General features: G+C 73.2%; 22 protein-coding genes and 1 riboswitch. Of the genes, 6 read left to right on the top strand and 16 right to left on the bottom strand.

The window, feature by feature from the left end; all coding sequences use genetic code 11:
- Window positions 1–195: 195 nt before the first annotated feature.
- Window positions 196–1599, bottom strand: coding sequence for an NAD(P)/FAD-dependent oxidoreductase (locus ACH4FX_RS02620; RefSeq protein ID WP_398474350.1), 1404 nt, complete (start codon window positions 1597–1599; stop codon window positions 196–198).
- 494 nt (window positions 1600–2093) lie between these two features.
- Here ACH4FX_RS02620 and ACH4FX_RS02615 point away from each other — a divergent pair, with 494 nt between their 5' ends.
- Complete coding sequence (locus ACH4FX_RS02615; RefSeq protein WP_398474349.1) at window positions 2094–2366, top strand: type II toxin-antitoxin system Phd/YefM family antitoxin; 273 nt, start codon at window positions 2094–2096, stop codon at window positions 2364–2366.
- Window positions 2363–2632 (top strand): type II toxin-antitoxin system RelE/ParE family toxin, encoded by a 270-nt coding sequence (locus ACH4FX_RS02610; RefSeq protein WP_398474348.1) that lies wholly within the window; start codon window positions 2363–2365, stop codon window positions 2630–2632. Before ACH4FX_RS02615 ends, ACH4FX_RS02610 begins: the two co-directional genes overlap by 4 nt.
- 46 nt (window positions 2633–2678) lie before the next feature.
- Here ACH4FX_RS02610 and ACH4FX_RS02605 read toward each other — a convergent pair whose 3' ends face one another.
- The 8 genes from ACH4FX_RS02605 to ACH4FX_RS02570 all read right to left on the bottom strand — a co-directional run bounded on the left by ACH4FX_RS02605 (window position 2679) and on the right by ACH4FX_RS02570 (window position 10629).
- Window positions 2679–3623, bottom strand: coding sequence for an exopolyphosphatase (locus ACH4FX_RS02605; RefSeq protein ID WP_398474347.1), 945 nt, complete (start codon window positions 3621–3623; stop codon window positions 2679–2681).
- Window positions 3620–4156, bottom strand: a complete 537-nt coding sequence (locus tag ACH4FX_RS02600; RefSeq protein ID WP_398474627.1) for a DUF501 domain-containing protein — start codon at window positions 4154–4156, stop codon at window positions 3620–3622. The genes ACH4FX_RS02605 and ACH4FX_RS02600 overlap by 4 nt, the downstream gene beginning before the upstream one ends.
- A gap of 107 nt (window positions 4157–4263) precedes the next feature.
- A complete protein-coding gene (locus ACH4FX_RS02595) occupies window positions 4264–4713 on the bottom strand; it encodes a septum formation initiator family protein (RefSeq protein WP_398474346.1) in 450 nt (149 codons plus the stop codon).
- A 138-nt stretch (window positions 4714–4851) separates the two neighbouring features.
- Window positions 4852–6132, bottom strand: coding sequence for a phosphopyruvate hydratase (eno, locus tag ACH4FX_RS02590; protein WP_398474345.1), 1281 nt, complete (start codon window positions 6130–6132; stop codon window positions 4852–4854).
- 405 nt (window positions 6133–6537) lie between these two features.
- Entirely contained in the window at window positions 6538–7236 is a 699-nt protein-coding gene (locus tag ACH4FX_RS02585; protein WP_398474344.1) for a transglycosylase family protein, read from the bottom strand.
- 3 nt (window positions 7237–7239) lie between these two features.
- Window positions 7240–7448, bottom strand: a riboswitch (cyclic di-AMP (ydaO/yuaA leader).
- A 203-nt stretch (window positions 7449–7651) separates the two neighbouring features.
- Window positions 7652–8677, bottom strand: a complete 1026-nt coding sequence (locus ACH4FX_RS02580) for a transglycosylase family protein (protein WP_398474343.1) — start codon at window positions 8675–8677, stop codon at window positions 7652–7654.
- Between the two features lie 182 nt (window positions 8678–8859).
- Complete coding sequence (locus tag ACH4FX_RS02575) at window positions 8860–10131, bottom strand: cytochrome P450 (RefSeq protein WP_398474625.1); 1272 nt, start codon at window positions 10129–10131, stop codon at window positions 8860–8862.
- 99 nt (window positions 10132–10230) lie between these two features.
- Window positions 10231–10629: a DUF6479 family protein gene (locus tag ACH4FX_RS02570; protein ID WP_398474342.1), complete on the bottom strand. Its 399-nt coding sequence runs from the start codon at window positions 10627–10629 to the stop codon at window positions 10231–10233.
- A gap of 307 nt (window positions 10630–10936) precedes the next feature.
- Between ACH4FX_RS02570 and ACH4FX_RS02565 the strand changes: the two genes are divergently transcribed.
- On the top strand, window positions 10937–12223 hold the full coding sequence (locus tag ACH4FX_RS02565) for an MFS transporter (RefSeq protein ID WP_398474341.1): 1287 nt from the start codon (window positions 10937–10939) through the stop codon (window positions 12221–12223).
- Here the strand turns inward: ACH4FX_RS02565 and ACH4FX_RS02560 are convergent.
- From ACH4FX_RS02560 to ACH4FX_RS02540, 5 genes are all read right to left on the bottom strand, one after another.
- Window positions 12169–13179: a nucleoside triphosphate pyrophosphohydrolase gene (locus ACH4FX_RS02560; RefSeq protein ID WP_398474340.1), complete on the bottom strand. Its 1011-nt coding sequence runs from the start codon at window positions 13177–13179 to the stop codon at window positions 12169–12171. The two genes, ACH4FX_RS02565 and ACH4FX_RS02560, sit on opposite strands and share 55 nt — an antisense overlap.
- Window positions 13180–13314: 135 nt before the next feature.
- The gene (locus ACH4FX_RS02555; protein WP_398474339.1) at window positions 13315–13959 is read right to left on the bottom strand and encodes a SurA N-terminal domain-containing protein; all 645 of its coding nucleotides are present in this window, start codon (window positions 13957–13959) and stop codon (window positions 13315–13317) included.
- 195 nt (window positions 13960–14154) lie between these two features.
- Window positions 14155–15924 carry a protein kinase gene (locus ACH4FX_RS02550; protein WP_398474338.1) on the bottom strand — a complete coding sequence of 590 codons (1770 nt, stop codon included), beginning with the start codon at window positions 15922–15924 and terminating at the stop codon, window positions 14155–14157.
- On the bottom strand, window positions 15921–16646 hold the full coding sequence (locus ACH4FX_RS02545) for a hypothetical protein (RefSeq protein WP_398474337.1): 726 nt from the start codon (window positions 16644–16646) through the stop codon (window positions 15921–15923). Before ACH4FX_RS02545 ends, ACH4FX_RS02550 begins: the two co-directional genes overlap by 4 nt.
- A gap of 120 nt (window positions 16647–16766) precedes the next feature.
- Entirely contained in the window at window positions 16767–18902 is a 2136-nt protein-coding gene (locus ACH4FX_RS02540; protein WP_398474336.1) for an N-6 DNA methylase, read from the bottom strand.
- 247 nt (window positions 18903–19149) lie between these two features.
- On the opposite strand from ACH4FX_RS02540, the gene ACH4FX_RS02535 reads away from it, so the two are divergent.
- The gene (locus ACH4FX_RS02535) at window positions 19150–19935 is read left to right on the top strand and encodes a DUF4190 domain-containing protein (RefSeq protein ID WP_398474335.1); all 786 of its coding nucleotides are present in this window, start codon (window positions 19150–19152) and stop codon (window positions 19933–19935) included.
- A gap of 148 nt (window positions 19936–20083) precedes the next feature.
- Here the strand turns inward: ACH4FX_RS02535 and ACH4FX_RS02530 are convergent, their stop codons facing one another.
- Window positions 20084–20923, bottom strand: coding sequence for an HNH endonuclease family protein (locus tag ACH4FX_RS02530; protein ID WP_398474334.1), 840 nt, complete (start codon window positions 20921–20923; stop codon window positions 20084–20086).
- Between the two features lie 79 nt (window positions 20924–21002).
- Between ACH4FX_RS02530 and ACH4FX_RS02525 the strand changes: the two genes are divergently transcribed.
- Window positions 21003–22466 carry a DUF2079 domain-containing protein gene (locus ACH4FX_RS02525; RefSeq protein WP_398474333.1) on the top strand — a complete coding sequence of 488 codons (1464 nt, stop codon included), beginning with the start codon at window positions 21003–21005 and terminating at the stop codon, window positions 22464–22466.
- Between the two features lie 108 nt (window positions 22467–22574).
- Window positions 22575–23156 carry a chloramphenicol phosphotransferase CPT family protein gene (locus ACH4FX_RS02520; protein ID WP_398474332.1) on the top strand — a complete coding sequence of 194 codons (582 nt, stop codon included), beginning with the start codon at window positions 22575–22577 and terminating at the stop codon, window positions 23154–23156.
- A 24-nt stretch (window positions 23157–23180) separates the two neighbouring features.
- Here the strand turns inward: ACH4FX_RS02520 and ACH4FX_RS02515 are convergent, their stop codons facing one another.
- A complete protein-coding gene (locus ACH4FX_RS02515; RefSeq protein ID WP_398474331.1) occupies window positions 23181–23684 on the bottom strand; it encodes a hypothetical protein in 504 nt (167 codons plus the stop codon).
- Between the last annotated feature and the right edge of the window lie 88 nt (window positions 23685–23772).

Raw genomic sequence — 23772 nt, 5'->3', positions numbered from 1 at the left:
AAGAAGTTTCACCCACCACGTAAACGCCGTTCGGGAGCCCCGGTAGTCCCGTTCGTTCGTAAGGGAACAGCAAAACGGCCACGGCGCGCCACAACGAATACGCCGAAGGGACGGCTGCACCACGGATGGCAGCCGCCCCTTCGGCGGTGGAGTGCGGGGTGACGCGCGTGCGGCGGCGTCACTCCTACGGGAAGGTCAGGAAGCCTTGGCCTTCGCCTTGTCGTCGGCCTTCGCCTTGTCGTCGGCCGCGGCGGCGGGCGCCGGGGCGGGCTTGGCGGCCTCGTAGAACTCCTCGCGCGGGTGCTCCATGGCGCCCAGCGAGACGACCTCGCGCTTGAGGAACATGCCGAGCGTCCAGTCGGCGAAGACGCGGATCTTGCGGTTGAAGGTCGGCATCGCCATGCCGTGGTACGCGCGGTGCATGTACCAGGCCAGCCGGCCCTTCAGCTTGATCTTGGTCTTGCCGAGGACGATCATCGCGACGCCCTTGTGCAGACCCAGGCCCGCGACCGCGCCCTTGTTGGCGTGGCTGTACTCCTTCTGCGGGAAGCCCCGCATACCGGAGATCACGTTGTCGCCGAGGACCTTGGCCTGGCGCAGCGCGTGCTGGGCGTTCGGCGGGCACCAGGCGTTCTCGTTACCCGCCTTGCGGCCGACCAGGTCCGGGACCTGGGCGTTGTCGCCCGCGGCCCAGATGTAGTCGGTGCCCTGCACCTGGAGGGTGGCCTGGGTGTCGACGTGGCCGCGCGGGCCCAGCGGCAGCCCGAAGCGGGCGAGCGCCGGGTTCGGCTTGACGCCGGCGGTCCACACGATGGTGTTGGAGTCGACCTCCAGGTCGTTGCTCAGCACCACGTGGCCGTCGACGCAGGACTTGGTGCTGGTGCCGAGGTAGACCTCGACCCCGCGGCTCTCCAGGTGCTCCTTGCCGTAGGCGCCGAGCTTGGGGCCGACCTCGGGGAGGATCTTGTCGGCGACGTCGACCAGCAGGAAGCGCATGTCTTCGCGCTTGACGTTCTTGTAGTACTTCGCGGCGTCGCGGGCCATGTCCTCGACCTCGCCGACGGTCTCCGCGCCGGCGAAGCCGCCGCCGACGAAGACGAAGGTCAGCGCCTTGCGGCGGACCTCCTCGTCGGTCGTGGAGTCGGCCTTGTCGAGCTGCTCCAGGACGTGGTTGCGCAGGCCGATGGCCTCCTCGATGCCCTTCATGCCGATGCCGTTCTCGGCGAGGCCGGGGATCGGGAAGGTGCGGGAGACCGCGCCCATCGCGATGACCAGGTAGTCGAAGGGCAGCTCGTACGCCTCGCCGACCAGCGGGGCGACCGTGGCGACCTTGCGGTCCTGGTCGATGGTGGTGACGCGGCCGGTGAGGACCTCCGCCTTCGGGAGCACGCGTCGCAGCGGCACCACGACGTGGCGGGGAGAGATGCTGCCGGCAGCAGCTTCAGGGAGGAAGGGCTGGTACGTCATGTACGAGCGCGGGTCGACGACCGTGACCGTCGCCTCGCCGTACCGCATCTTCTTGAGGATGCGGCGTGCCGCGTACAAACCTACGTACCCACCGCCTACAACGAGGATCCTGGGACGCTCCGTGGTGCTCATGCAATCGAGTATCCACCCCCACTCGGAGCACCCCTCGTGAGCCCCTTCACAAGGTTACAGGGGGCATCTGCTACACTCCGCGCCTCCGTGATCGACGCCATAGCGCCGCGAGGGAACCACCGTACCGGCCGAAGCGTTGGACACCCCTGTTGATCAGGGATTGCGTCTTCCGAAGCGCCTGAACCACCCGGTCCGTAAGGATCTCTTTAACACGACCGATACCGCACATTTTTGCGGCGCCAGGGGCCTACGGCCCAAGAAGTAGGGCCCGGCGTCCGGTTTGTACGCCCAGCGGGCCGTTTTTTCATGTGAAGAGTTTCACGAAGTTTTCCGCGGGACGGGCCCTTCAGCCCCCGGGGAGGGGCGGACGCCCCCTGGACGAGGGGCAGTCGAGCGCCCGCGAAGGCCGCGCGCCAGGGATAGCGGAACACTTCCCGAAGCCACCCACGAAGAAGGGGGGTGCTCGTGTACACGTAACTGCGTACACTCATGCCATGACGGAGAACACCGTGACCGTACGGGACGCCCGCGCACACCTCGCGGACCACATCAACCGGGCCGAGGAAGGCATTCCGACAGTCATCACGCGTAACGGCGCTCCAGTGGCGGCCGTGGTTCCGATCGCGGACTTCGAAGCGTTGGAGGAAGCGGCCGACGTGATGCTGGCACGCGAAGCGGAAGCGGTCCTGGCCGAGGGCGGCCCCACCGTGACGATGGCGGAACTGCTGGCGGACCTGTTCACCGACCGCGACCAAGACGCCGCATGAAGTACGCGTTCCGATTCACCGCGGCGGCGCAGCGGCAGCTGCGGGCCATCGACCGGCCCGCCGCGATGCGCGTCCTGGCTGCACTGACCGCGCTCGGTGACGACCCGTACCGGGAAGACGCCGACGTCAAGAAGCTCACCGGTCCGTCCGGCCTCTACCGGCTCCGAGTGGGCAACTACCGGGTCGCCTACCAGGTCGAGGACGGCGAACTCATCGTCCTCGACGTCAAGGTCGGCGACCGGCGCGACGTCTACCGGAACATCTGACGGCCCGGCCGCCCGGCCATCGGGCCCGGCGGCCGTCCCTCGGTGCTTATCCGCAGCTCCAGGCAATGCCGTCCAGGATGTCGTGCTCCGAGACCACGACCTCCTCCGCGCCGACGCGTTCCATGATCGACAGGAGGACGAGGGCGCCTGCGCCGATGACGTCCACCCGGCCCGGGTGCATGGCCGGGATGGCGGCGCGTTCGTCGTGGGTGGCGGTGAGCAGGCGGTGGGTGATCGCACGGACCCGGGCCAGCGGGATGCGGGCGTGGTGGATGGCGGCCGAGTCGTACTCGCGCAGGTCCAGCGCGATGGCGGCGACCGTGGTCACCGAGCCGGCCAGGCCGACGAGGGTGCGGGCCTCGGGCAGCGGGACGGTCTCCGCCGCCTCGTCCAGGGCGCGTGCGATGTCCGCCTTTATGGCGTCGATCCGCTCCTCGCCGGGCGGGTCGGCGATGGCCTCGCCGTCCCGTACGAGGTGGCGCTCGGTCATCCGGACGCAGCCGATGTCCACGGAGCGGGCGGCACGTACCGCGTCGGAGCCGAGGACGAACTCGGTGGAGCCGCCGCCGATGTCCACGACCAGGTAGGGCGTGGCGAGGTCGGTGCGGCCGGTCAGCTCCTTGGTGGCGCCGGTGAAGGAGAACTCCGCCTCCTGGGCACCGGTGATCACCTCGGGCTCCACGCCCAGGATGTCCAGCACACCGCGGACGAAGTCGTCGCGGTTCTCGGCGTCGCGGGAGGCCGAGGTGGCGACGAAGCGCACGGTCTCCGCGCCCAGCTCCTCGATGACCCCGGCGTACTCGCGGCAGGCCGCGAAGGTGCGCTCCAGGGCCTCGGGGGCCAGCCGCCCCGTACGGTCCACGCCCTGGCCCAGGCGCACGATCCGCATCCGGCGGTCCAGGTCCTTCAGCTCGCCGGTCGCCGGGTCGAGGTCGGCTACGAGCAGGCGGATGGAGTTCGTACCGCAGTCGACGGCCGCTACGCGCTTCACTCGCCCGCTCCTTCGTCCGGCTCCTGGCAAGGGGACACGCACGGGCCCTTGCGCCACCACTGCGGCAGCATCGCCAGTGCCTCGTCGCCGAGCGGGTTGACGCCGGGGCCGGCCGCGAGCGAGTGGCCGACCAGGACGTGCAGGCACTTGACCCGGTCCGGCATGCCGCCCGCGCTCGGGAAGCCCTGGAGGACCTCGATCGCGTCGCGGCGCCGAATGTAGTCCTCGTGGGCGGCGCGGTACTTGGCGGCCAGCTCCGGGTCCCGGCCCAGCCGCTCGGTCATCTCCTTCATCACGCCGTTGGCCTCCAGCGTGCCGATCGCGGAGGCGGCGCGCGGGCAGGTGAGGTAGTAGAGCGTGGGGAAGGGGGTGCCGTCCTCCAGGCGCGGGGCCGTCTCGACGACGTCCGGCTGCCCGCAGGGGCAGCGGTGCGCGATGGCGCGCAGGCCGCGCGGCGGGCGGCCGAGCTGTTCCTTGAAGGCCGCGATGTCCGCCTCGGTGGGTTCGGTGCGCTCGGTCTGCGGCGGGGGCATGCGGTGTTCAGACACGGACATGGGTGCTTTCGGTTGTGTGGTGACGGTGGTGCCGTACGGCGTGCCGGCCGGCCCGGCGGACGGGCCGCTCGCGCGCCCCCGACAGGCTACTTGTCGGCGGCGTCCAGGCCGTTCCAGATGTTGTCGTACCAGGGGTGTTCCGCGGCGCCCTGGCCCTTGCGCCGCTTCCCGTCGCCGGAGCCGTCCTGGACGATGTAGCCGGTCTCCCCCGGCATGACGTAGTGCAGGTGCAGCCGGGCCTGCTGCCGTAGGTACTCGGGGTCCTGCCAGCGGGCCTTCTCGTCGCGCAGCTCGTCGGCGCGCCGCCCGGCGTCCTCGGCCTGGCGGCGCTGGTCGGCGATCTCGGCGCGCTGCGAGATGTACTGGCGGGTGGGGTAGGCCAGGGCGACGACCAGCGAGCACATCACCAGGGCGAGCAGCGCCGCCCGGCCGGTCAGGCGGCCCCGGCGGGCCGGTCGGGCGCGCTGGACGCGGGCGGCGGCCTGCTCGCCGAGCGCCTTGAGCCGGGTCGCGGTGGAGAACCGTTCCGCGGACACGTCGCCCTCCCTGGGTCACCGGGCCGGGCCGGTGCGGCCCGGAGCACGTACGTCCCCGGCAACGGTACGGGACCGCCGCCGGGGACGTACGTCATTGACAGCCGCCGGGGCCGCGCGGCCCCGGAAGGATCAGTCGGGTCAGCCCTTGAACCGCGGGAAGGCGCTGCGGCCCGCGTACACGGCCGCGTCGTCGAGGATCTCCTCGATGCGCAGCAGCTGGTTGTACTTGGCCACGCGCTCGGAGCGGGCCGGGGCGCCGGTCTTGATCTGGCCGCAGTTGGTGGCGACGGCCAGGTCGGCGATGGTGACGTCCTCGGTCTCGCCGGAGCGGTGCGACATCATGCACTTGAAGCCGTTGCGCTGGGCCAGCTCGACGGCGTCCAGGGTCTCGGTCAGCGAGCCGATCTGGTTGACCTTGACCAGCAGGGCGTTGGCCGAGTTCTCCTCGATGCCGCGGGCCAGGCGCTCCGGGTTGGTGACGAACAGGTCGTCGCCGACCAGCTGCACCTTGGTGCCCAGACGCTCGGTGATGACGTTCCAGCCGGCCCAGTCGTCCTCGAACAGCGGGTCCTCGATGGAGACCAGCGGGTAGGCGTCGACGAGCTCCTCGTAGTACGAGGTCATCTGCTCGGCCGTGCGCTGCTGGCCCTCGAACTCGTAGACGCCGTCCTTGTAGAACTCGGAGGCGGCGACGTCGAGCGCGAGCGCGATGTCCTGGCCGGGGGTGTAGCCGGCCTCCTTGATGGCCTCCAGGATCAGGTCCAGGGCCTCGCGGTTGGAGCCCAGGTTCGGGGCGAAGCCGCCCTCGTCGCCCAGGCCGGTGGCCAGGCCCTTGCCCTTCAGCACCTTCTTGAGGGTGTGGTAGACCTCGGCGCCCCAGCGCAGCGCCTCGGAGAAGGACTCCGCGCCGATCGGGGCGATCATGAACTCCTGGATGTCCACGTTCGAGTCGGCGTGCGAGCCGCCGTTCAGGATGTTCATCATCGGGACCGGCAGCACGTGGGCGTTCGGGCCGCCCAGGTAGCGGAACAGCGGCAGGTCGCTGGCCTCGGAGGCGGCGTGCGCGACGGCCAGGGAGACGCCGAGGATGGCGTTGGCGCCGAGCGAGCCCTTGTTGTCCGTGGCGTCCAGGTCGAACATGGCCTGGTCGATCAGGCGCTGCTCGGTGGCGTCGTAGCCGACCAGCTCCGGGCCGATCTGCTCGATGACCGCGAGGACGGCCTTCTCCACGCCCTTGCCCTGGTAGCGGTTCGGGTCCCCGTCCCGCAGCTCGATGGCCTCGAAGGCGCCGGTCGAGGCGCCGGACGGAACGGCGGCACGGCCGGTGCTGCCGTCGTCGAGGCCGACCTCGACCTCGACCGTGGGATTGCCTCGCGAGTCGAGGATCTCGCGAGCTACGACGACGTCGATGGACGGCACGTTGTCTCCTTCATGGGTGTCTGGAGTTCTGCAGCACGAGCCTAACGGCCTCCCGGGGTTCCGCTCGCCGCCAGCCCGGTCCGTGGGACGAAAACACCCGCAAAGCCGCTGTTCACGTGACGTACGGGCACATTGTTCGCTGAACGGGGAAACCGGCGCGTGGGCAGGTGCGGGCCGGGCGGGGCCGGCACGCGGCCGGGACGGCTCGCGGGGGAACGGGGGCCGCGGGGCAAATGGAGAAGCCCCGCCGCGGCGCGTGCGGGGGACAGGCGCCGTGGCGGGGCGGTCTCACGGGAAGAGCGGGTTCCCGGTACGAGCGGGCCCCGGGGGCGTGCCGGGCCCGTGCGTACCGCCGTACGCACGGACCGGCCCGGCCACCCGGAGTCCGTCAGGGCTTGGGCCGGCTCAGACGGCCAGCTTCTGGCCCGGGAAGATCAGGTTGGGGTTGCCGCCGATGACGGACTTGTTGTTCTCGTAGACCGACTTCCAGTTGGTGCCGTGGGAAGCGGCGATCTTGGCGAGGGTGTCACCGGACTTGACGGTGTAGTTGCCCTTGGGGTTCGACTTCGGCGCCGCCTTGTGGGACGGGGCCGGGGTCTTGCGGGCCAGCTCCTCGCCCTGCTTGCGGGCCTCGGACCGCGAGGTGCTCTGCGGGGCGGAGTAGGAGCGGTGCGACTTCTTGTAGGACTTGTGCGAGCTGCCCTGCGACGAGCCGCCGTCGGCCTGGGCGTTCGCGTTGCCCTTGCCGAGGTGGCCGCCGGCGCAGGTCCAGGCGCCCGGGCCCTGGATGGCGAGCAGACGCTCGGCCACCGCGATCTGCTGGGCCTTGGTGGCCTTGTCGGCACGCGGGGCGTACTTGGTGCCGCCGGCGGCGGCCCAGCTGGAGTTGGTGAACTGCAGGCCACCGTAGTAGCCGTTGCCGGTGTTGATCGACCAGTTGCCGCCGGACTCGCACTGGGCGACGGCGTCCCAGTTGTTGCCCGCGGCGGAGGCAGAGGTGGCGCCCATCAGCGGGACGGCCACAGCGGCGCCGGCGACACCGGCCAGGGTGGCGACGCGGACGGCCTTGGACGGACGACGGTGCTTGCCCTTGGTGTTCAGCATGGTTCGTTTCCTCACCGACGCCTACGAGGTGAGCTGTCGGGTTCGGGCTGTGAGTGGCCCGGCCGCGTGTGCTTCCACGCGGCTTCACCCCAAGCCGGCTGTCCCGCTTCCGCGGGCGGGGCCGGCACCTACCTTGGGTCCCCCGCTCCTGCCTTCGGCGCTGTCGCGACGTGTGACCTCCGACCACCGGCAGGATTCGGCGTGTGGTTGAAGGGCCCGCTTTGGCGAGCGATGAAGACGGTAAACAGGAACGCCCCGCCGGTTCAAACCCCTACATCTGAGGCCAGTTGGCCCCCAGACATCACAGGATCATCACATTTCCGCAGGTCGCCGCAGGTTTGGAAACAACGGACGGGTCGGGCGGCGGGCTCCCGAACGAGATCCATGTCTCACTTTCACCAAAGCGGGCAATTACCTACGAAGTACCCTGATCGGCATCCAGATCGAGGCGCTGGCCGGGGTGGATGAGGTCCGGATCGCCCCCGATGACACGTTTGTTGGCCTCGTAGAGCGCCGGCCAGCCTCCGGAGACCCCACGGTCCTCGGCGATGGCTGACAGGTTGTCACCCGGCCGCACGGTGTAGTCGCCCGGCGACGCCGGGTCCGTACGGTGCGCGTCGCCGCCCCGCGAGGGGTGCTCCGTGCCGCCGGACCGCCCCGCGCCGTCCGTGCCGCCGCTGCCCGCGCCGGGCCCCTCCTCACGGGGCTGGCCGCGGTGCTTGCCCTGGCCCTGGGACGGGGGCGCGGTCGGATCCGTGGCGGTGCCGCCGTCCGGGGTGGCCGGGTGCGACGGGTCGCCCGTACGGCCCGTACCGGACGGGGCCGGCGTGCCGGACGGGTCCGGCGTGCGGGACGGGTCCCCGGTGCCGGCCGGACCGCTCGGCGACGGCTTCGGCTCCGGGGTGCGCGGGCCGCCCGGCTCGGGGGTCCGGGACGACTCGCCGGACCCGGAGGAGGGCGGCGTGGTGGGAGTGGAAGGAGAGGACGGCGGGGAAGGGGTGGAAGAGGACGGTGCGGACGGCTGCGGCGTCGGGGTGCTGCCCGGGTCCACGTCCGCCTTGCTGCCGCCCTGCTTGAGGCCCGCGTTCACCGCGCAGCTCGGCCAGGTGTCGGGCCCGCGCGCGGCGAGGATCGACTCGGCGACGGCTATCTGCTGCGAGCGGCTGGCCAGGTCGGGGCGCGAGGCGTACGCCGCGCCGCCGTGCCGGTCCCACATCTCCTGGGTCAGCTGGAGTCCGCCGTAGAACCCGTTGCCGGAGTTGGCGCTCCACACGCCGCCGCTCTCGCACTGGGCCACCCGGTCCCAGGTGGCGGCGTCGGCGGCCTGTGCGCCACTGGCGGCGAGCAGGGGCATGGCGAGGGCGCCGCCGGCGACTCCCGCCGTGACGAAGATGGCCGGAGCCTGACGGGGGCGACGGTGTCGGCCGGTCCCGGAGCGCATGCGGTTGCCTTTCGAGCGGCGGTTGAGTTGTCGTCGAAAGGCCGGGAGCGCGGACCGTGCGGCCCGCCCCGGCCTTTCAAACGGTTGAAAGTAGCGGGGCGGCCCGCTCGTCACAACCCGGTGTAGCGGAGATCACGCGCAGGTCACGGCCCGGCGAAACGTCACGGGCGCGCGGCGGAATGTCACTTCTGTACGGGTGTGAACTCCACCGGCAGGGTGCGCAGCCCCCGCATGATCAGGCCGCCGCGCCACCGCAGGTCGTCCGGGTCGGCGGCGAGCCGCAGGTCCGGCAGCCGGGTCAGCAGCGTGGCGAGCGCCGTCCGGCCTTCGAGGCGGGCCAGCGGCGCGCCCAGGCAGTAGTGGATGCCGTGGCCGTATCCGAGGTGCTGGTTGTCGAGGCGGGACAGGTCCAGGACGTCCGGCTCCGTGAAGCGCCGCGGGTCGCGGTCGGCGGCGGCCAGCACGACCAGGACCGGGTCGCCCTCGGCGATGCGCTGCCCGCCGAGGGTGAAGTCCTCGGTGGCGAAGCGCCAGGTGGCCAGCTCGACCGGGCCGTCGTAGCGCAGCAGCTCCTCCACGCCGGTGGCGAGCAGCTCCCGGTCCCCCTCGGCCGCCGCCTTCTGGAGCAGCTCCCGCTGGTCCGGGTGGCGCAGCAGCTGGTAGACGCCGTTGCCGATCAGGTTGACGGTGGTCTCGAAGCCCGCGAACAGGAGGATGAAGGCCATGGCGGCGGCCTCGTTCTCCGTCAGGTGCTCGCCGTGGTCGGAGGCACGGATCAGACCGGAGATGAGGTCGTCGGCCCCCTCGTCGCCCAGGGTCTCGCGCTTGCGGTGGATCAGCTCGGCGAGGTAGCCGCGCATCTTCTTCACCGACCGGGCGACGCCGCCGCGCGGGCCGCCGCCGTGCCGGATCATCATCCCGGCCCAGTCCCGGAAGTCGTCCTGGTCCTCGCGGGGCACGCCGAGCAGGTCGCAGATGGCGTAGATGGGGAGCGGGAAGGCGAACTCGTGGATGAGGTCCGCTTCGCCGCGCTCCGCGAAGGAGTCGATGAGCGTGTCGGTCAGTTCCTGTACGCGCGGCGCGAACCGTGCGATGCGGCGCGGGGTGAACGCCTTGGAGACCAGGCGGCGCAGCCGGGTGTGGTCCGGCGGGTCGATGTTGAGCAGGTGCGTCATCAGGTTGGCGCCGCGCTCGCCGGGGATGCCGACCTTGCCCTTGCCGTGCGCGGCCTCGCTGTGGTGCACCGGGTTCTTCGACAGCCGGGTGTCGGCGAGCGCCTGCCGCGCGTCCGCGTACCGGGTCACCAGCCAGGCTTCGACGCCGCTGGGCAGCCGTGTGCGGTGCACGGGCGCGTGCTCGCGCAGCCAGGCGTACGCCGGGTACGGGTCGGACGCGAACTCCCACGTGAACAGTTCCGGGCAGGGCGGGACGGCCGCCGGGCCGGGGCCGGACACGGTGCCGGAGCCGGACACGGGGCAGGCGGTACCGGGCCCGGCGGGGGCCGCGGGCCGTTCGTCGGAGGGGGGCGGGGTCTGCTGGCGCACCCCTCGACGTTAACCGCTGCCGAACGAGCCGCTGTGCCCCTCCTGCCAGCGCTTGCGCTCCCGGTCCTGGTCCTCGCCGTGGCGGGTGGGCGCGTTGCCGTAGTCGGGCAGCTCGTGCGGCGTCAGGCGGTGGTCACCGTCCCGCGGCACCTCGTTGGGGTCGCGCAGCTCGCTCTCGTACCCGCTCGGGTCCCTGGGCGGGGTCGGCTGGGTCTCGGGTTCGGGCGGCGCGGGTTCGCGGGCCCGGCGCCGCCGCCCGTAGACCACGGCGATGATCAGTGCCGCGACGATGACGAGCCCGGCGACCAACGGCCCGGTGCCGACGATCATGTCCCGCGTGAGGTCGACGGCCTGCTGGACGGACGTGGGGTCCTGGAACGGTGTGGCCGAAACGATCGTTGCTGTCATTCGACCCGGGTACCCGGGCCGGCGGGGTCGATGCGCGGGCGGGTACGGTATGCGCCCGCACGGCCGGTACGGGGACGGAACCGCAGGTCAGCGGTGTGGCACGAGCGGACGGTCAGATGCCCCGGGCAACCGGAACGACTGGGTCCGGATTCGCGTCGGGGCCGGGCCCGCGGATCCGCAGCGCCCGGTCGCTGTCCGCGAGGGAGCGGGACGACGACTATCCGTTGGACCGATCGCCCCGGTACGGCGGAGTCTGGTCGGCGGGCGATACCGCCAGGGTGCCGCCCGGTACCGGGGAGAGCACCTGATGGTTTCCGAGGGGAGCGGCGCACGGCCCGCGCCGCCCGAGTCCGCGTCCCGGCTGGGGCGCGGCACGCTGCTGCTGATGTCCGTGGCGACCGGTCTGTCGGTCGCGGGCAACTACTTCGCCCAGCCGCTGCTCGACGTCATCGGCCGTGACCTGCACCTGGGCGCCGCCACCGCGGCCCTGGTGGTGACCGTCGCGCAGGTCGGCTACGGCCTCGGGCTGCTGTTCCTCGTGCCGCTCGGCGACCTGCTGGAGCGGCGGCGGCTGGCGGTGTGCCTGTGTGCGGCCACCGCGGTCTTCCTGACCGTGACGGCGAGCGCGCCCAACGGAGCGCTGCTGCTCACCGGCACCGCGCTCACCGGCCTGTCCTCCGTGGCCGCGCAGGTCGTCGTCCCGTACGCGGCCTCCCTGGCGGCGCCCGCCGAGCGCGGCCGTACGGTCGGCACCGTCATGACCGGCCTGCTGCTGGGCATCCTGCTGGCCCGTACGGCGGCCGGGCTGCTGGCCGACCTGGGCGGCTGGCGCACCGTCTACTGGGTCAACGCCGGGCTGATGCTGCTGATGGCCGTCCTGCTGCGGCTGCGGCTGCCCGCCCTGCACACCGGCGCCGGCCTGCGCTACCCGGCGCTGATCCGCTCGACGCTCGCCCTCTTCGCGCAGGAGCCGGTGCTGCGGTGGCGGGCCGCGCTCGGCGCGCTGTCCTTCGCCGCGTTCAGCGTGCTGTGGACGGCGATGGCCTTCTTGATGTCCGGCCCCTCCTACGGGTGGTCGGAATCGGCGATCGGACTGCTGGGCCTGGTGGGCGCGGCCGGTTCGCTGTCCGCCTCGGTCGCCGGGCGGCTGGCCGACCGCGGGCTGGCCCACCGGGTCACCGGCCTCGGCGGGTTCCTGCTGCTCGGCTCCTGGGCGCTGCTGGCGGCCGGCGGCGCGGGCGGTCCCTGGGCGCTGGCCGCCCTGCTGGCCGGGGTGATCGTCCTGGACGCGGCGGTGCAGGCGGTGCACATCAGCAACCAGAACCTGGTCTACGCGGTCCGCCCCGAGGCCCGCAACCGCCTCAACTCCGCCTATATGACCAGCTACTTCGTGGGCGGCGCGGTGGGCTCGGCACTCACCTCGGCGGTGTGGGGCGCGGCCGGCTGGGGCGGGGTGTGCGTCGTGGGCGCGGCGGTGAGCGCGGCCGTCGCCGCCGTCTGGGCGGCCGAACGGCTGCGGCACCGCGAGCGGCCCGGCACTCAGTCCGCGGCGCCGGAGGCGGCCTCCTCGGCGGACCGGATCGCGTCCCGGTAGGTACGGGCGGCGGCCCGCAGCGCGGTCTCCGGGTCGGTGCCGGACGCCTCGGCCCGTACGGCGAGGGCGAGCAGCTCGTAGCCGATGCCGTCGCCCGACGGGAGGGCGTCGATGCCGGCCGTGCGGGCCCGGGAGGCCAGCTTGCCCGCCAGCGCCAGGGCGGGCTGGCCGAGCGGAATGCCTTCGGTGACCGAGGTGCGCTGCTTCTCGACCGCTTTCGTACGCAGCCAGTGCGCCTTGACGTCCTCGGGGGTGTGGGCGGCTTCCTCGCCGAAGATGTGCGGATGCCGGCGGACCAGCTTGTCCACGATCACGCCCGCCACGTCGTCGACGGAGAACGGCTCGTCCGGGTCGTCCTGGGCGATCCGGGCGTGGAAGACGACCTGGAGGAGCACGTCGCCCAGCTCCTCGCGCAGCGTCTCCCGGTCGCCCTCCTCGATGGCCTCGACCAGCTCGTACATCTCCTCGATGCCGTACTTCGCCAGGTCCTCGTGGGTGCGCACGCCGCTCCACGGGCACTGGCGGCGGATCCGGTCCATGATCTGCACGAGGTCGAGCAGCCGGGCGCCCGGCAGGTCGTACGAGCCGGGCAGCAGCTCCAGGTCGGGCATGGTCTCCCGGCCGGAGCCGGCCATCCGGGCCAGCCCGTCGGTCAGCTCGCTGTCACCGTCGGCGGAGGTGATGACGACGGCCGTACGCCCACCGGCGCGGCAGAACTCCACCAGCTCGCGGGCCCCGGGCACGGCCGGCTCCACCGCGACGCCCGCCTCGCGCAGATACGGGAGCTGCGGGTGGGCGTCATCGGCGCACAGCACGCGGTCGGCGGCGCGCAGCGTCTGCCACGCGGGCCAGGACAGCAGGCCGGGCGCGACCCGGTGGCTGGTCGTGAGCAGGACCAGCCGGCCGGGGCCGGGGTCCTGCGGCGTGCCGGGGGCGGCGGTGGCGTCAGCGTTCACCCGACGAACGTAACGCACGGCACCGACAGCGCGGCGGTCCGGCCGGGGCAGGGCCGGTAGCGGTGCCGGTAGCGGGCGTACGGACCGCACTGGCCTTACCGGCCGGTCGGCGCACGCCCCGCCCCCCCGCCCGGCTCAGGTCTGCTGGCGCTCAGCGCCCGGCGCGTTCCTGACCCACGGCTCCTTGGTCTCGCCGAGGATGACCTGGCCGTCGTCCCACTTGCCGTAGCGCGGATTGACGTCGATGCCCATCTTCCGGGACGTCCTGGCCAGCTCCTCGGCGAGCCGCTGCTGGCCCTGCGGCTGGCCGCGGTCGGCGCCGATGCGCTTGGCGATGCCGTCCAGCAGCAGCTGGTTGCGGACCACCGCGTCGATCTCGCCGGGCGCGATGGCCTGCTGGAGCCACATCTCCTTGAGCCGCTGCGCGCCGCCCGCGCTGCGCTCCGCCGCCGCGCGCCACTGCTGCACGGCGCGCGGCGAGACCGTGACCCCGGCGTCCTTCGCGTTCCGCTCCAGGACCCGGTCGAAGATCATTCCGTTCAGGGTGGCGGGCCCCAGCTTCCCGGTGTTCTCCACCAGTTGGGCGGCCTGCGGCGACTTCTCCTGGGCGGCGCGGACGTCCCGTACCCGCGACTGGAGCTGTGCGACGGTGATCCGCTGCCCGTCCACGACGGCCGCGGCGCCGGGACGCGCGTCCGTGCCGCAGGCGGTGAGCAGCGGGGCGGCGGCCAGCAGCGCGGCGGCGGCGGATACGGGAAGCGCGGTCCTACGGCGGAACATCAAGCCTCCTGGCGGGGTGCAACAACGGTGCGACGACGGTGCGGCTTTCCTACCTGTTTTCCTGCCTGGCGTTGATCGAAGCCGATGCTAAAGAGTCCGCGTGATCCAGGCCACTGATTCGACCAACGAGTTGCCCGGAAGGCGGTTTCTCTTCCGCACCCCTTCCCCGCCGTCCGCCTTCCCCGTCGTGCCGGGTCAGCCGCGCACCTGGCCCAGCCAGTACAGGGTGCGGCGGATCTCCGCCGGGAAGGCGCCGTGCGGGCCGTGCAGCCGCTCCGCGTCGTACAGGAGGCGGGACAGCGCCTCGTGGGCGGCGCCGCGCTCTCCGAGGGCGAGCAGCAGGTGGCCGATGGACCGGCGGATCTCCAGGGGCCGCACGGGGTCGTCCGGGTAGCGCTCGAAGTGCGGCAGCAGGGCCCGGTACTCGTCCAGCGCCTGCGTCACCTCGCCCAGCTGTTCCAGGCACTGCGCGGCCTCGTAGTGGAACTGAAGCGCCTGGCGGGCCGCTCCCGGCCCGCTGTCGCGCGCGAATTCCTCGGCCAGCGCGCGCAGTTCGGGCAGCGCCCGGCGGTACTGGCCGTCGTCCATGAGCGTGGCCGCGTACTGCTTGCGAAGCGTCCGTACGACGGGTGAGTGCGCGCCGTGCCGGGCGGCGGCGGCCGGCAGGATGCCGCCGAGGATGTCCACGGCGTGGGTGATGCGGCCCTGGTCCAGGAGGCGCTTGACCTCGTCCACCGCCGCGGCGACGTCGGGGCCGCCCGGCCCCGGGGACCGCGGATCGCCGCCCGCCCCTGATGAGGCCCGCGGGTCGGGCGCCGCGCCGGTGCTCCACGGGCCGGCGCCGGCCCCGGACACGCGCGGATCGGCCCCCGGAGACGGGAAGGCGGGCGGCGGGGCGGCGAGGCCGCCGGGGAGCGACGAGGTGAAGCCGACGGAAGGGGCCGGGGAGGCGGCAGGGGCGGACGGGGCGGCGGAGGCCGCGAGGTACGGCTCGGCCGCGGGCGCTGCGGCGGCCGGCTGCGGCACGGCCGGGGCCGCGGCGCGCACCGGCCACGGCGCGTGCGGGTGCAGGAACGGCCGGGTCGGGTCCATCGGGGCGCCCGCCCCGGCGTCGGCCCGCCCCTGGGACGCGGTGGGCAGCAGCGGCACCAGCGCCCGGTAGACCTCCTGCGCGTCGGCGGGCCGCTGCTGCGGGTCCTTGCCGAGCAGCCGCAGCACCAGCGCCTCCAGCTGTTCGGGCACGTCCGCGCGGAGCCTGCGCACCGGGACCGGCGGCTCGTACAGATGGCGGTGCAGCACGCCGAGGGCCGTGGAGCCGGCGAACGGCACCTCGCCGCTGAGCAGTTCGTGGAGCAGCACACCGAGCGCGTACAGGTCCGTGTACGGGCCGACGGTGCCGCCCATGGCCTGCTCGGGCGCCATGTAGGCGGGGCTGCCGATGGGCGAGCCGGTGTGCGTCAGGCGGGTGGTGTCGGTGTCCAGGGCGGCGGCGATGCCGAGGTCGAGGACGGTGAGGGTGCCGTCCGGCTTGACCATCACGTTCCGCGGCTTGAGGTCGCGGTGGATGATCGGCACGGCGTGCACGGAGGCCAGCACGGCGCACAGCTGGGCGGCGACGCTGACCGCCCACTGCCAGGGATACGGGTCGTGCTCGGCCAGGTGGTCGGCGAGGTCGGCGCCCTCCACGTACTGCATGACCAGGTACAGGTCGTCGCCGTCGCTGCCCGCGTCGTGGACGGTGACCAGACCGGGGTGGTCGACCTGCGCGGTGACCCGGCACTCGCGGACGAAGCGGCGGCGCATCTCCTCCGCGTCCGGGGTGCCGGAGACCCGGTCGGGGCGCAGCAGTTTGACGCCGACCCGGCGGTCGAGGCGGCGGTCGTAGGCGATCCAGACCTGGCCCATGCCGCCTTGGCCGAGCAGCGCGGAGAGTTCGTAGCGCTCGGCGACGACACGGCCGTTCAACGTCCTTCCTCCTTGCGGAGGTAGTCGCTCAGCTCGTCCAGTTCGGCACGTACCCGGTCGATGCGCTGCGGCTGCTGGCCGCCGTACGGAGCGGCGGGCTGCTGCTGGTCGTACGGATGGGGCACCGGTTCGTACCCGGCCTGCTGCGGGAAGTGGGCGGGCTGCTGCGGCGGCGCGGGGTGCGCGGCGGGCCCGGGCTGGAAGGGGCCCTGGGTGCGGGTCTGCGCGTAGGGCCAGTCCTGCGGGGGCGGCTCGGGGGCCTGCCTCGGCGGCTGGGCTCCGGCGTACGGGTTCGGGCTAGGCGCCATGGCGGCCGGGGCGGGGCCCGGCCCCGGGTGACCGCCGTACGCGGCGCCCGCGCCGAGCGGTCCGTACGCCTGCCCGCCGGGTGCGGCCCGGTGCACGCGCACGTCGACCACGAGGTAGTACGTCACGACCGCGGCCATCTGGACGAGGACCAGGACCGCTCCGGTGTTGCTCTGCCAGGAATTCTCGTCGTGGCCGCCGCTCAGGAAGACGGCGGCGAAGAGGAGGGCCAGGTCCGTGCCGAACAGCCACCAGCCCAGCGGGCGGCGTTGCACGAGGGCGGCGCGCAGCATCGTCACCCAGGCCAGGAAGCCGAGGCTGAGCACCGCCAGCGCCACGAAGACCACCCGCAGCAGGACGACCGTCCGGCGGGACGCGGGACGGTGCGGCGGCGGGGCCGTGACGGGGCCGTGCATTACTGCTCCTGACGGATCAAGGCCCGGCGCGGCGCGGTGGGTGCGGTGCCGGGGACGTGCTGCGGGTGCTGTGATCGAGCGTATATACGACACCGCTGACGCCGCCGGGGTTGTAGGAAATCAGCCGGGCGTGACCGAACCCTCCGTCAGGCCGTCGTGGAGGCCCTGGACGAGCTGTTCGCCCAGGCGGGCGGCGAGTCGCAGGGACTCCTCGAAGGCGGCCAGTTCGCGGAAGCGGCGGCCGTAGCGCTGCTGCTCGGCCAGGGGGAGGCGCGGGAGCTGGAGGCGGCGCACGTCCAGGCGGGTGGCGGTGGAGGCGTAGCTGCTGGCCTGCCGGGTGTTGGCGGTGCCGCGCAGGAACCCGGCGAGGAACCACGGGTCGAGGGCGTCCCGGCCGGGCCGCAGGAGGAAGAGGTTGCGGCCGAGGGCGGCCCCGGCGGTGGCCTCGTCCACGACGCGGGCGACCGCGCCGCCGCCCAGCACGGGTACCACGACGTCGCCCGCCGCCACGAGGACCGGCTCCTCGGCGGGCCCGGCGCTCTCGGGCAGCGTGCCGCTGGGGGCCGTACCGCCGATGACGTCGTGCTCGGTGAGGACGGCGGGCGCGGCGTCCGCGGTCGCGGTGCCGGGGCCGCCGGCGCGCAGGACGAGGGCGCCGCCGCGGGCGAGTTCCCCGACGGTGGTCAGCGGCCAGCGGGCGGGCGCGGTCTGCGGGCCGGCCGCCGGGCCGCCGGCCGGATCGGGGGTCAGCTCGGCCGTCCGGGACAGGGTGGCGGCCAGCCGTTCGCGCACCCGGGCCAGTTCGGCGGGGCCGCCGGCGGCCGGCGGGGGCGGCAGGTGGCGGGCCGGTGCGAGGTCCACGTCGTCGCCGAGGAGATCGATGGCGGCCGGCGACCGCCGTACGCCGGGCTGTTCCTCGACGCCGCCGTCCCGGTCGAAGGCTTCCCACGCCTCCAGTGCGATGGTCCGTACGGCCTGCCAGTCCACGCGGTCCCGGCCGGGGGCGCCGCCCGCGGTGGCTGCGGCGGTGTCCACGACGAGCAGGTGCGGCGAGGGCGGCGCGGCGGCGCCGGGCTTGCGCAGAACCCACAGGTGCAGGGGGATGCCGTACGGCGGTGCGGCGCCGGCGGGCAGCGCGATGACGGCGCGCAGTGCGCCGCGGCGCAGCAGGTCGGCGCGGATGCGGCGGCCGGAGCGGCGGGAGGCGGCGGCCGGCGGCATCAGCAGGACGGCGGTGCCGCCCGCACGCAGCCGGGCCAGCGCGTGCTGGACCCAGGCCAGTTCGGATTCCGTACGGGCCGGGAAGCCGTACTCCCAGCGCGGGTCGTAGGCCAGTTCGTCGTGGCCCCAGTTGCGCTCGTTGAACGGCGGGTGGGCGAGGACGGCGTCGGCGGCCAGGTGCGGGAAGGCGTCGGCCCGGAGGGTGTCGGCGGCGTGCACGCGCACCTGGGCGCCGGGGGCGCGCAGCGCCAGCCGGAGCGCGGTGAGCGCGGCGAGGTCGGGGTCGGCCTCCTGGCCGTACAGCTCTCCGGCGGCTTCGGCGGCTTCGGGACCTCCAGTGGCTCCGGCGGCTTCGAGGACTCCGGCGGCTTCGAGGAGGCCGCCGGTGCCGCACGCCGGGTCCAGGACGCTGCGGGGCGCACCGGCCAGCGCGGCCATCAGACCGGCCGGGCCGGGCGGGGTGAGGGTGTACTGCCGGGGGTTGGCGTCCAGGTGGCGGCCGAGCAGGAACTCGAACGCCGGGACGGCGCCGTCGCCTTCGGCGGCGAGTCCGGCGGTGGCCCGGACGAGGGCGGCGGACGGCAGCAGGGCGTCGCGGGTCAGGCCGTGTACGGGGTGGTGGCGGCCCAGGTGCGCGGCGAGGACGGATTCGAGGATGGCGGGCAGCATGCCGGCCAGCTCGATGTCGTTGGTGGCGTGGTCCAGCTGGCGCCAGGCGGACGGCCGGTCGCGGACGAACAGCAGCACGGCGCCGGCGTGCCGCAGGGCGGTGGCGGTGCCCGCCGGGTGCGAGACGAGCTGCTGCCAGACCCGTTCGCGCAGCGGCACCTCGGCGAGTTTGCCCTGTTCGCGCAGCCACTGCTCGACCTCGGCGAGGGCGAAGGCGGGGCTGGTCTCCGTACCGCCGACCGGCTTGGGGAAATCGGCGTGCCGGCGGCGCCAGTTGCTGACCGCGGCCCGGCCGACCCCGGCCAGCCGCGCGATCCCGGCGGCGGTCACCTCCGTCGCGTGCCCCGCTGCTGCTTGCTCCGCCACCTGGCCGGCTCCCGTCCGCTCGCCCCTGACCTTCGTGTGTCGCCGAGCATACCCATGAATGCGGCATCACTCCCTTCACGACGTGAATTACCTTGAACCAGTTAACCGTGTTGACTCGGTTCACAGCTAATGCTGTTATTGACCCACCGCACCACCGGTTCACACGGAGGCGCCGGCTCACCCCGGCGTGCGGTGCGCCGCTGCACACCGATCCACCGATCCAGCGCCCGGAAGGGGCCGTATCTCCATGTCGCACCAGATGCACCACCCGCACGCGCCGCAGGCCCCGATGGGCATGCCGCCGCAGCAGGCCGCCCGCAACGGGCTGGGCGTCGCCGCGCTCGTCCTCGGCCTCATCGGCGCGCTGAGCGGCCTGATCCCGCTGCTCTTCTGGCTGGCCGGCCTCCTCGGCCTGCTGGCCCTGATCTTCGGCCTGGTGGGCCGCGGCCGGGCCAAGCGCGGCCAGGCCACCAACAAGGGCATGGCGACCGCCGGCGCGGTCTTCGGCGCGATCGCGCTGATCCTGTCGGTCGTCGGCGTGGTGATCACGGTGACCGCGGTCAACGACGCGGTGCAGGAGGTCAACAAGTCCCTTGAGGACGCGGAGGCCAAGCCGAAGGACGGCCAGGACGGCGCGTCCGCAAAGAACTACAAGGCCGGCGCCACCGCCGTCTACAGCACCGGCCTGAACGTGACCGTCTCCAAGCCGGCCCCGTACACCGCCGGCGAGTTCGCGGTGGGCCACGAGAAGGGCAACACGTCCTACAAGGTCACCGTCCGGCTGGAGAACAAGGGCGGCAAGGACGTCTCCGCCGACCTGGTGATGGTCGAGGCGCGGGCCGGCAAGGACGGCAAGACCGCCGAGCGGATCTACGACGGCAAGGTCGGCTCCGGCTTCAGCGGCACCCTGACCGCGGGCAGAACCGCCACCGCCGACTTCGCCTTCGACGTACCGGCCGGCGCGAAGACCCTGGACGTGGAGGTCCGCCCGGGCTTCGACCACAAGGGCACCCACTGGCAGCTCGGCCTCTGACCGGCCGGCGGCACCCGCCCCCGCCGGACCACCGGCCCCCGCCCCGCCCACCGGCCACGGCCCCCACCCACCTCCGTACCAACAGGCCGCCGGCCCGGAACCGCAGCACGCGGAACCGGGCCGGCGGCCTGTCGTGCACCGTCCCCCGCTACTTCGCCGCGAACCGCTCCGGCGCCTCCGTCGGCCCGCCACCAGACGGCAGCTTCAGCTTCGGGCACCCGCTCAGCACCCCCGTCATCGCGTCCTTCTCCGCCTGCGTCACCCACAGCCCGTACTTCTTCTTCACGGCCACCTGGTGCGCCACGTAGTCGCAGCGGTACGCCTTGTTCGGCGGCAGCCATGTCGCCGCGTCCCCGTCGCCCTTCTGCCGGTTGGCGGAGGCGTCGGCGGCGATCAGGTTCAGCGGATCGTTGGCGAGCGCGACCCGCTTGCGCCCCGGCCACTGCTGCGCGCCCTTCTGCCACGCGTCCGACAGCGCTACGAGGTGGTCTATGTCCACCTTGCTGCGCCCGCGCTCGTACGTGACCGCCTTGCCGGTGTACGGGTCCTCGGCCAGCCTCCCGGACGCCACCTTGCAGTGCCCGTCGGTGAACCGCACCGAGGTCAGGTCCCGCTTGAGGATGTCGTCGCGCGTCCCGCAGTGGTTTCCGTCGGTGTCGGCCCAGGCGGTGCCGAACCGGTCGCGGGCGTAGCCGGTCTTGGGCGCGCGGCCCTTGACGGTGAGCGTTCCGACCGCGTGCAGCGCGGTGTCCCCGGCGGCCGGCGCCCCGCCGCCGTCTCCCCCGGCACCGCCGCCCTTGCCGCCGTCGGGCGTGCAGCCGGTGAGGGCGAGCAGCGCGGCCAGTCCGGCAGCGGCGACGGCACCACCGCGGCGGGCGCGGGGCGGGTTCCGTACGGGCAGGCTCTGTACGCGAGGCAGATTCCGTACCCGAGGCAGATTCCGTACCCGAGGCACCAACGCGATCCGTATCCGGAGCAAGAGGAACATCCCATCTCAAAACAGGCGGCAATACCGGCCGGTTCGACGGCCTCGGATATCTTTTCGGAAGTTGAGAGTGAGGACGCGCATGGACACGGCCACAGCAACCGCGACGAGCGGCGGGACCCCGGCCCTGCCCGTCGCCGGGGCCGTTCCCGCCCCCGCCCCCGGCCGCCTCCGCACCCGCGCCGCCGCCCTGTTCGGCCCCCGGTTCGTCCCGTACTGGACCGCCGCGGCCCTCTTCGCCGTCTTCTTCGCCGTCTCCGGCCTGCGCTTTCGCGCGATGGCCACGTCCTCGTGGGACCTCGGGATATTCGAGCAGGCGGTCCGGGCCTACGCGCATCTGCGGGCGCCCGTGGCCGACCTCAAGGGGCCGGGCACCAATATCCTCGGCGACCACTTCAGCCCCGTCCTGATGCTGCTGGCCCCCGTCTACCGGGTCTTCCCCAGCGCCCTCACCCTGCTGTGCGCGCAGGCCTTCCTCTTCGCGCTGTCCGCGGTGCCGGTGACCCGGACCGCCGTCCGCCTCCTCGGGCGCGCCCGGGGACTGGCCGTCGGCGTGGCGTACGGGCTGTCCTGGGGCCTGCAGAAGGCCGTCGACTTCGACTTCCACGAGATCGCCTTCGCCGTACCGCTCATCGCCTTCGCGCTCGAAGCGGTGCTGCGCGGGCGCTGGACCGCGGCGGTGTGCTGGGCGGCGCCGCTCGTACTGGTCAAGGAGGACCTGGGGGTGACGGCCGCCGCCATCGGCGTGCTGGTCCTTCTCCGCGCGCGCCGGGCCGTGCCGCTCGCCGTCGCGCTGGTCACCTTCGGCCTGGCCGCCACCGCCGTCACCCTCGGCATGATCATCCCCGCCTTTAACGGCTCCGGCTCGTACGACTACTGGAACAAGATCGGCGGCGGTACCGGCCCGGCCCCGCGCATCCCGTTCGACACCGCCGTACGCACCCTGCTGTGGCTCCTGCTGCCCACCTCCGGGCTCCTGGCGCTCCGCTCCCCGCTCCTGCTGGTCGCGCTGCCCACCATCGGCTGGCGTTTCATCTCCCGCGAGCCGCACTACTGGGGCATCGACTGGCACTACAACGCCGTCCTGATGCCGGTGGTCTTCCTGGCCCTGGCCGACGCGCTGCCGCGGACACTGGTCTCGACGCGCCCCTGGGTCCGCTCGTACGCCCACCACCTGCCCGCCGCCGTACTGGCCGCCGCGCTGGCCCTGACCACCACGCTCCCGCTGGCCCGCCTCACCGAGTCCGGCACCTACCGCAAACCGCCCGCCGCGACGGCCGCGGAACACCTGCTGGAACGTATCCCCAACGGCGCCACGGTCGAGGCCGACATACGGCCCATCTCCCGGCTGACCGACCACACCCGGGTCTTCTGGATAGGGGACACCCAGGGCATCGCCCCCGACTACATCGCCGTGGAACTGCACGACGACCGCAAGGCCGAACAGGCCCTGGAGGACGCCCGCAAGCGCCATCCCAAGGCCGTGTACGGCATCGTCGGCGCCGCCGGCGACGTGACGGTACTCCAGCGCACGGGACGACTCTGACCGCCCTTCGACGGACGGTTCGGCCCTGACCGTCCTCCAGCAGACGGCCCGGCCCTGACCGCGGAATTACGGAGGACAGCAGAACTTCCGGCTGCGTACGGTGTCCCGATGACCACCGGCCACCCGCGCACCCAGCCCCCCGTCCGCACCGACGTCGTCGTCCTGAACGGCGGGTCCAGCTCCGGCACTTCGACCCTGATACGGCAGCTCCAGGAGATCCTGCCCCGCCCCTGGCTGACCTTCGGCGTGGACTCCTTCATCGCGTCCCTGCCGCCGTCGCTCGTCACGCCGGAGGCGTCCGGAACCGCGCCGGGCCTCGGCCTCGCCCCCGACGGCAGCATCACCGTCGGCCCGGTCTTCCGCGCGCTACAGGCCGACTGGCAGGAGGGCGTCGCGGCCATCGCCCGCACGGGCACCGGCATCCTCCTGGACGAGGTCTTCCTCAACGGCGGCGCCGGCCAGGAAGGCTGGCGCCGCACGCTCAAGGGCCTGTCGGTGCTGTGGGTCGGCGTGCGCTGCACCCCGGAGACGGCCGCCGCACGCGAGGCCGCGCGCGGCGACCGGGTCACCGGCATGGCCGCGTCCCAGGCCGAACTGGTCCACCAGGGCGTCACCTACGACATCGAGGTGGACACCACCGCCACCGGCCCCGCCACCTGCGCCCAACTCATCGCCGCACACGTGGTCTGAGACCGGGGCGCACGTCCGTGCCGCTCACTGCCAGTGCGGGCGCCCGCTCTGCATCTCACAGGACAGGGTGGCACCGTGGGCGTCCTTCGTGGTCAGACCGAGGTGCGCCTTCTTGCAGAACTGGCCGCGGCGGTAGTGGTTGCCGGACGGCGCGAGGATCACCCCGTCCGACGCACCGGAACCGGAACCGGAACCGGAACCGCCGGAGGCCGACCCGCCCGAACCGGAACCCGTATCCCCACCGGCCTTGTGCGGCTTGCGCGTCGGCACCGGCGGCGCCGCCCGCGTCGGCGCGGGCGGTTCGGCGGCCTCGGACGTGGGCGCGGCGGCCGACGGCGTGGCACTGGGGCTGTCGGACGGCGAGGCGGACGGCGACGGCGTGGCGGAGGCCGAGACGGAGACCTGCGCGGTCGGACTCGCCGCACCGCCCTTGTCCGCGCCGCCGTCCGGCGTACATCCGGAGAGGGCGACCAGGGCCGCGGTGATCAGGGAGGCGGCGGACAGGGCGGCGCGGCGGGGTCTTATCATGGCGAAATCATCCAGTTCGGTGAGAAATCAGCGAGAAGGCATGCCTCGTGAGCCTCACGAGGCATGCCGACGATAGAGCGATATCTCC

The organism is Streptomyces sp. NPDC018019 (assembly GCF_044327805.1).
GTDB lineage: Bacteria > Actinomycetota > Actinomycetes > Streptomycetales > Streptomycetaceae > Streptomyces.
Note: the sequence above shows the minus strand (reverse complement) of the source record. Positions and strands in the feature narration are given on the sequence as shown.

Coding starts and splice junctions, on each gene's coding strand:
- ACH4FX_RS02600 (WP_398474627.1), bottom strand. CDS start 4,156: ATGCCCCCGCCGCAGACCGAGCGCACCGAACCCACCGAGGCGGACATC.
- ACH4FX_RS02585 (WP_398474344.1), bottom strand. CDS start 7,236: ATGCTGAACACCAAGGGCAAGCACCGTCGTCCGTCCAAGGCCGTCCGC.
- ACH4FX_RS02620 (WP_398474350.1), bottom strand. CDS start 1,599: ATGAGCACCACGGAGCGTCCCAGGATCCTCGTTGTAGGCGGTGGGTAC.
- ACH4FX_RS02555 (WP_398474339.1), bottom strand. CDS start 13,959: ATGTTCCGCCGTAGGACCGCGCTTCCCGTATCCGCCGCCGCCGCGCTG.
- ACH4FX_RS02615 (WP_398474349.1), top strand. CDS start 2,094: ATGACGGAGAACACCGTGACCGTACGGGACGCCCGCGCACACCTCGCG.
- ACH4FX_RS02530 (WP_398474334.1), bottom strand. CDS start 20,923: ATGTTCCTCTTGCTCCGGATACGGATCGCGTTGGTGCCTCGGGTACGG.
- ACH4FX_RS02535 (WP_398474335.1), top strand. CDS start 19,150: ATGTCGCACCAGATGCACCACCCGCACGCGCCGCAGGCCCCGATGGGC.
- ACH4FX_RS02580 (WP_398474343.1), bottom strand. CDS start 8,677: ATGCGCTCCGGGACCGGCCGACACCGTCGCCCCCGTCAGGCTCCGGCC.
- ACH4FX_RS02520 (WP_398474332.1), top strand. CDS start 22,575: ATGACCACCGGCCACCCGCGCACCCAGCCCCCCGTCCGCACCGACGTC.
- ACH4FX_RS02515 (WP_398474331.1), bottom strand. CDS start 23,684: ATGATAAGACCCCGCCGCGCCGCCCTGTCCGCCGCCTCCCTGATCACC.
- ACH4FX_RS02570 (WP_398474342.1), bottom strand. CDS start 10,629: ATGACAGCAACGATCGTTTCGGCCACACCGTTCCAGGACCCCACGTCC.
- ACH4FX_RS02610 (WP_398474348.1), top strand. CDS start 2,363: ATGAAGTACGCGTTCCGATTCACCGCGGCGGCGCAGCGGCAGCTGCGG.
- ACH4FX_RS02565 (WP_398474341.1), top strand. CDS start 10,937: ATGGTTTCCGAGGGGAGCGGCGCACGGCCCGCGCCGCCCGAGTCCGCG.
- ACH4FX_RS02525 (WP_398474333.1), top strand. CDS start 21,003: ATGGACACGGCCACAGCAACCGCGACGAGCGGCGGGACCCCGGCCCTG.
- ACH4FX_RS02545 (WP_398474337.1), bottom strand. CDS start 16,646: ATGCACGGCCCCGTCACGGCCCCGCCGCCGCACCGTCCCGCGTCCCGC.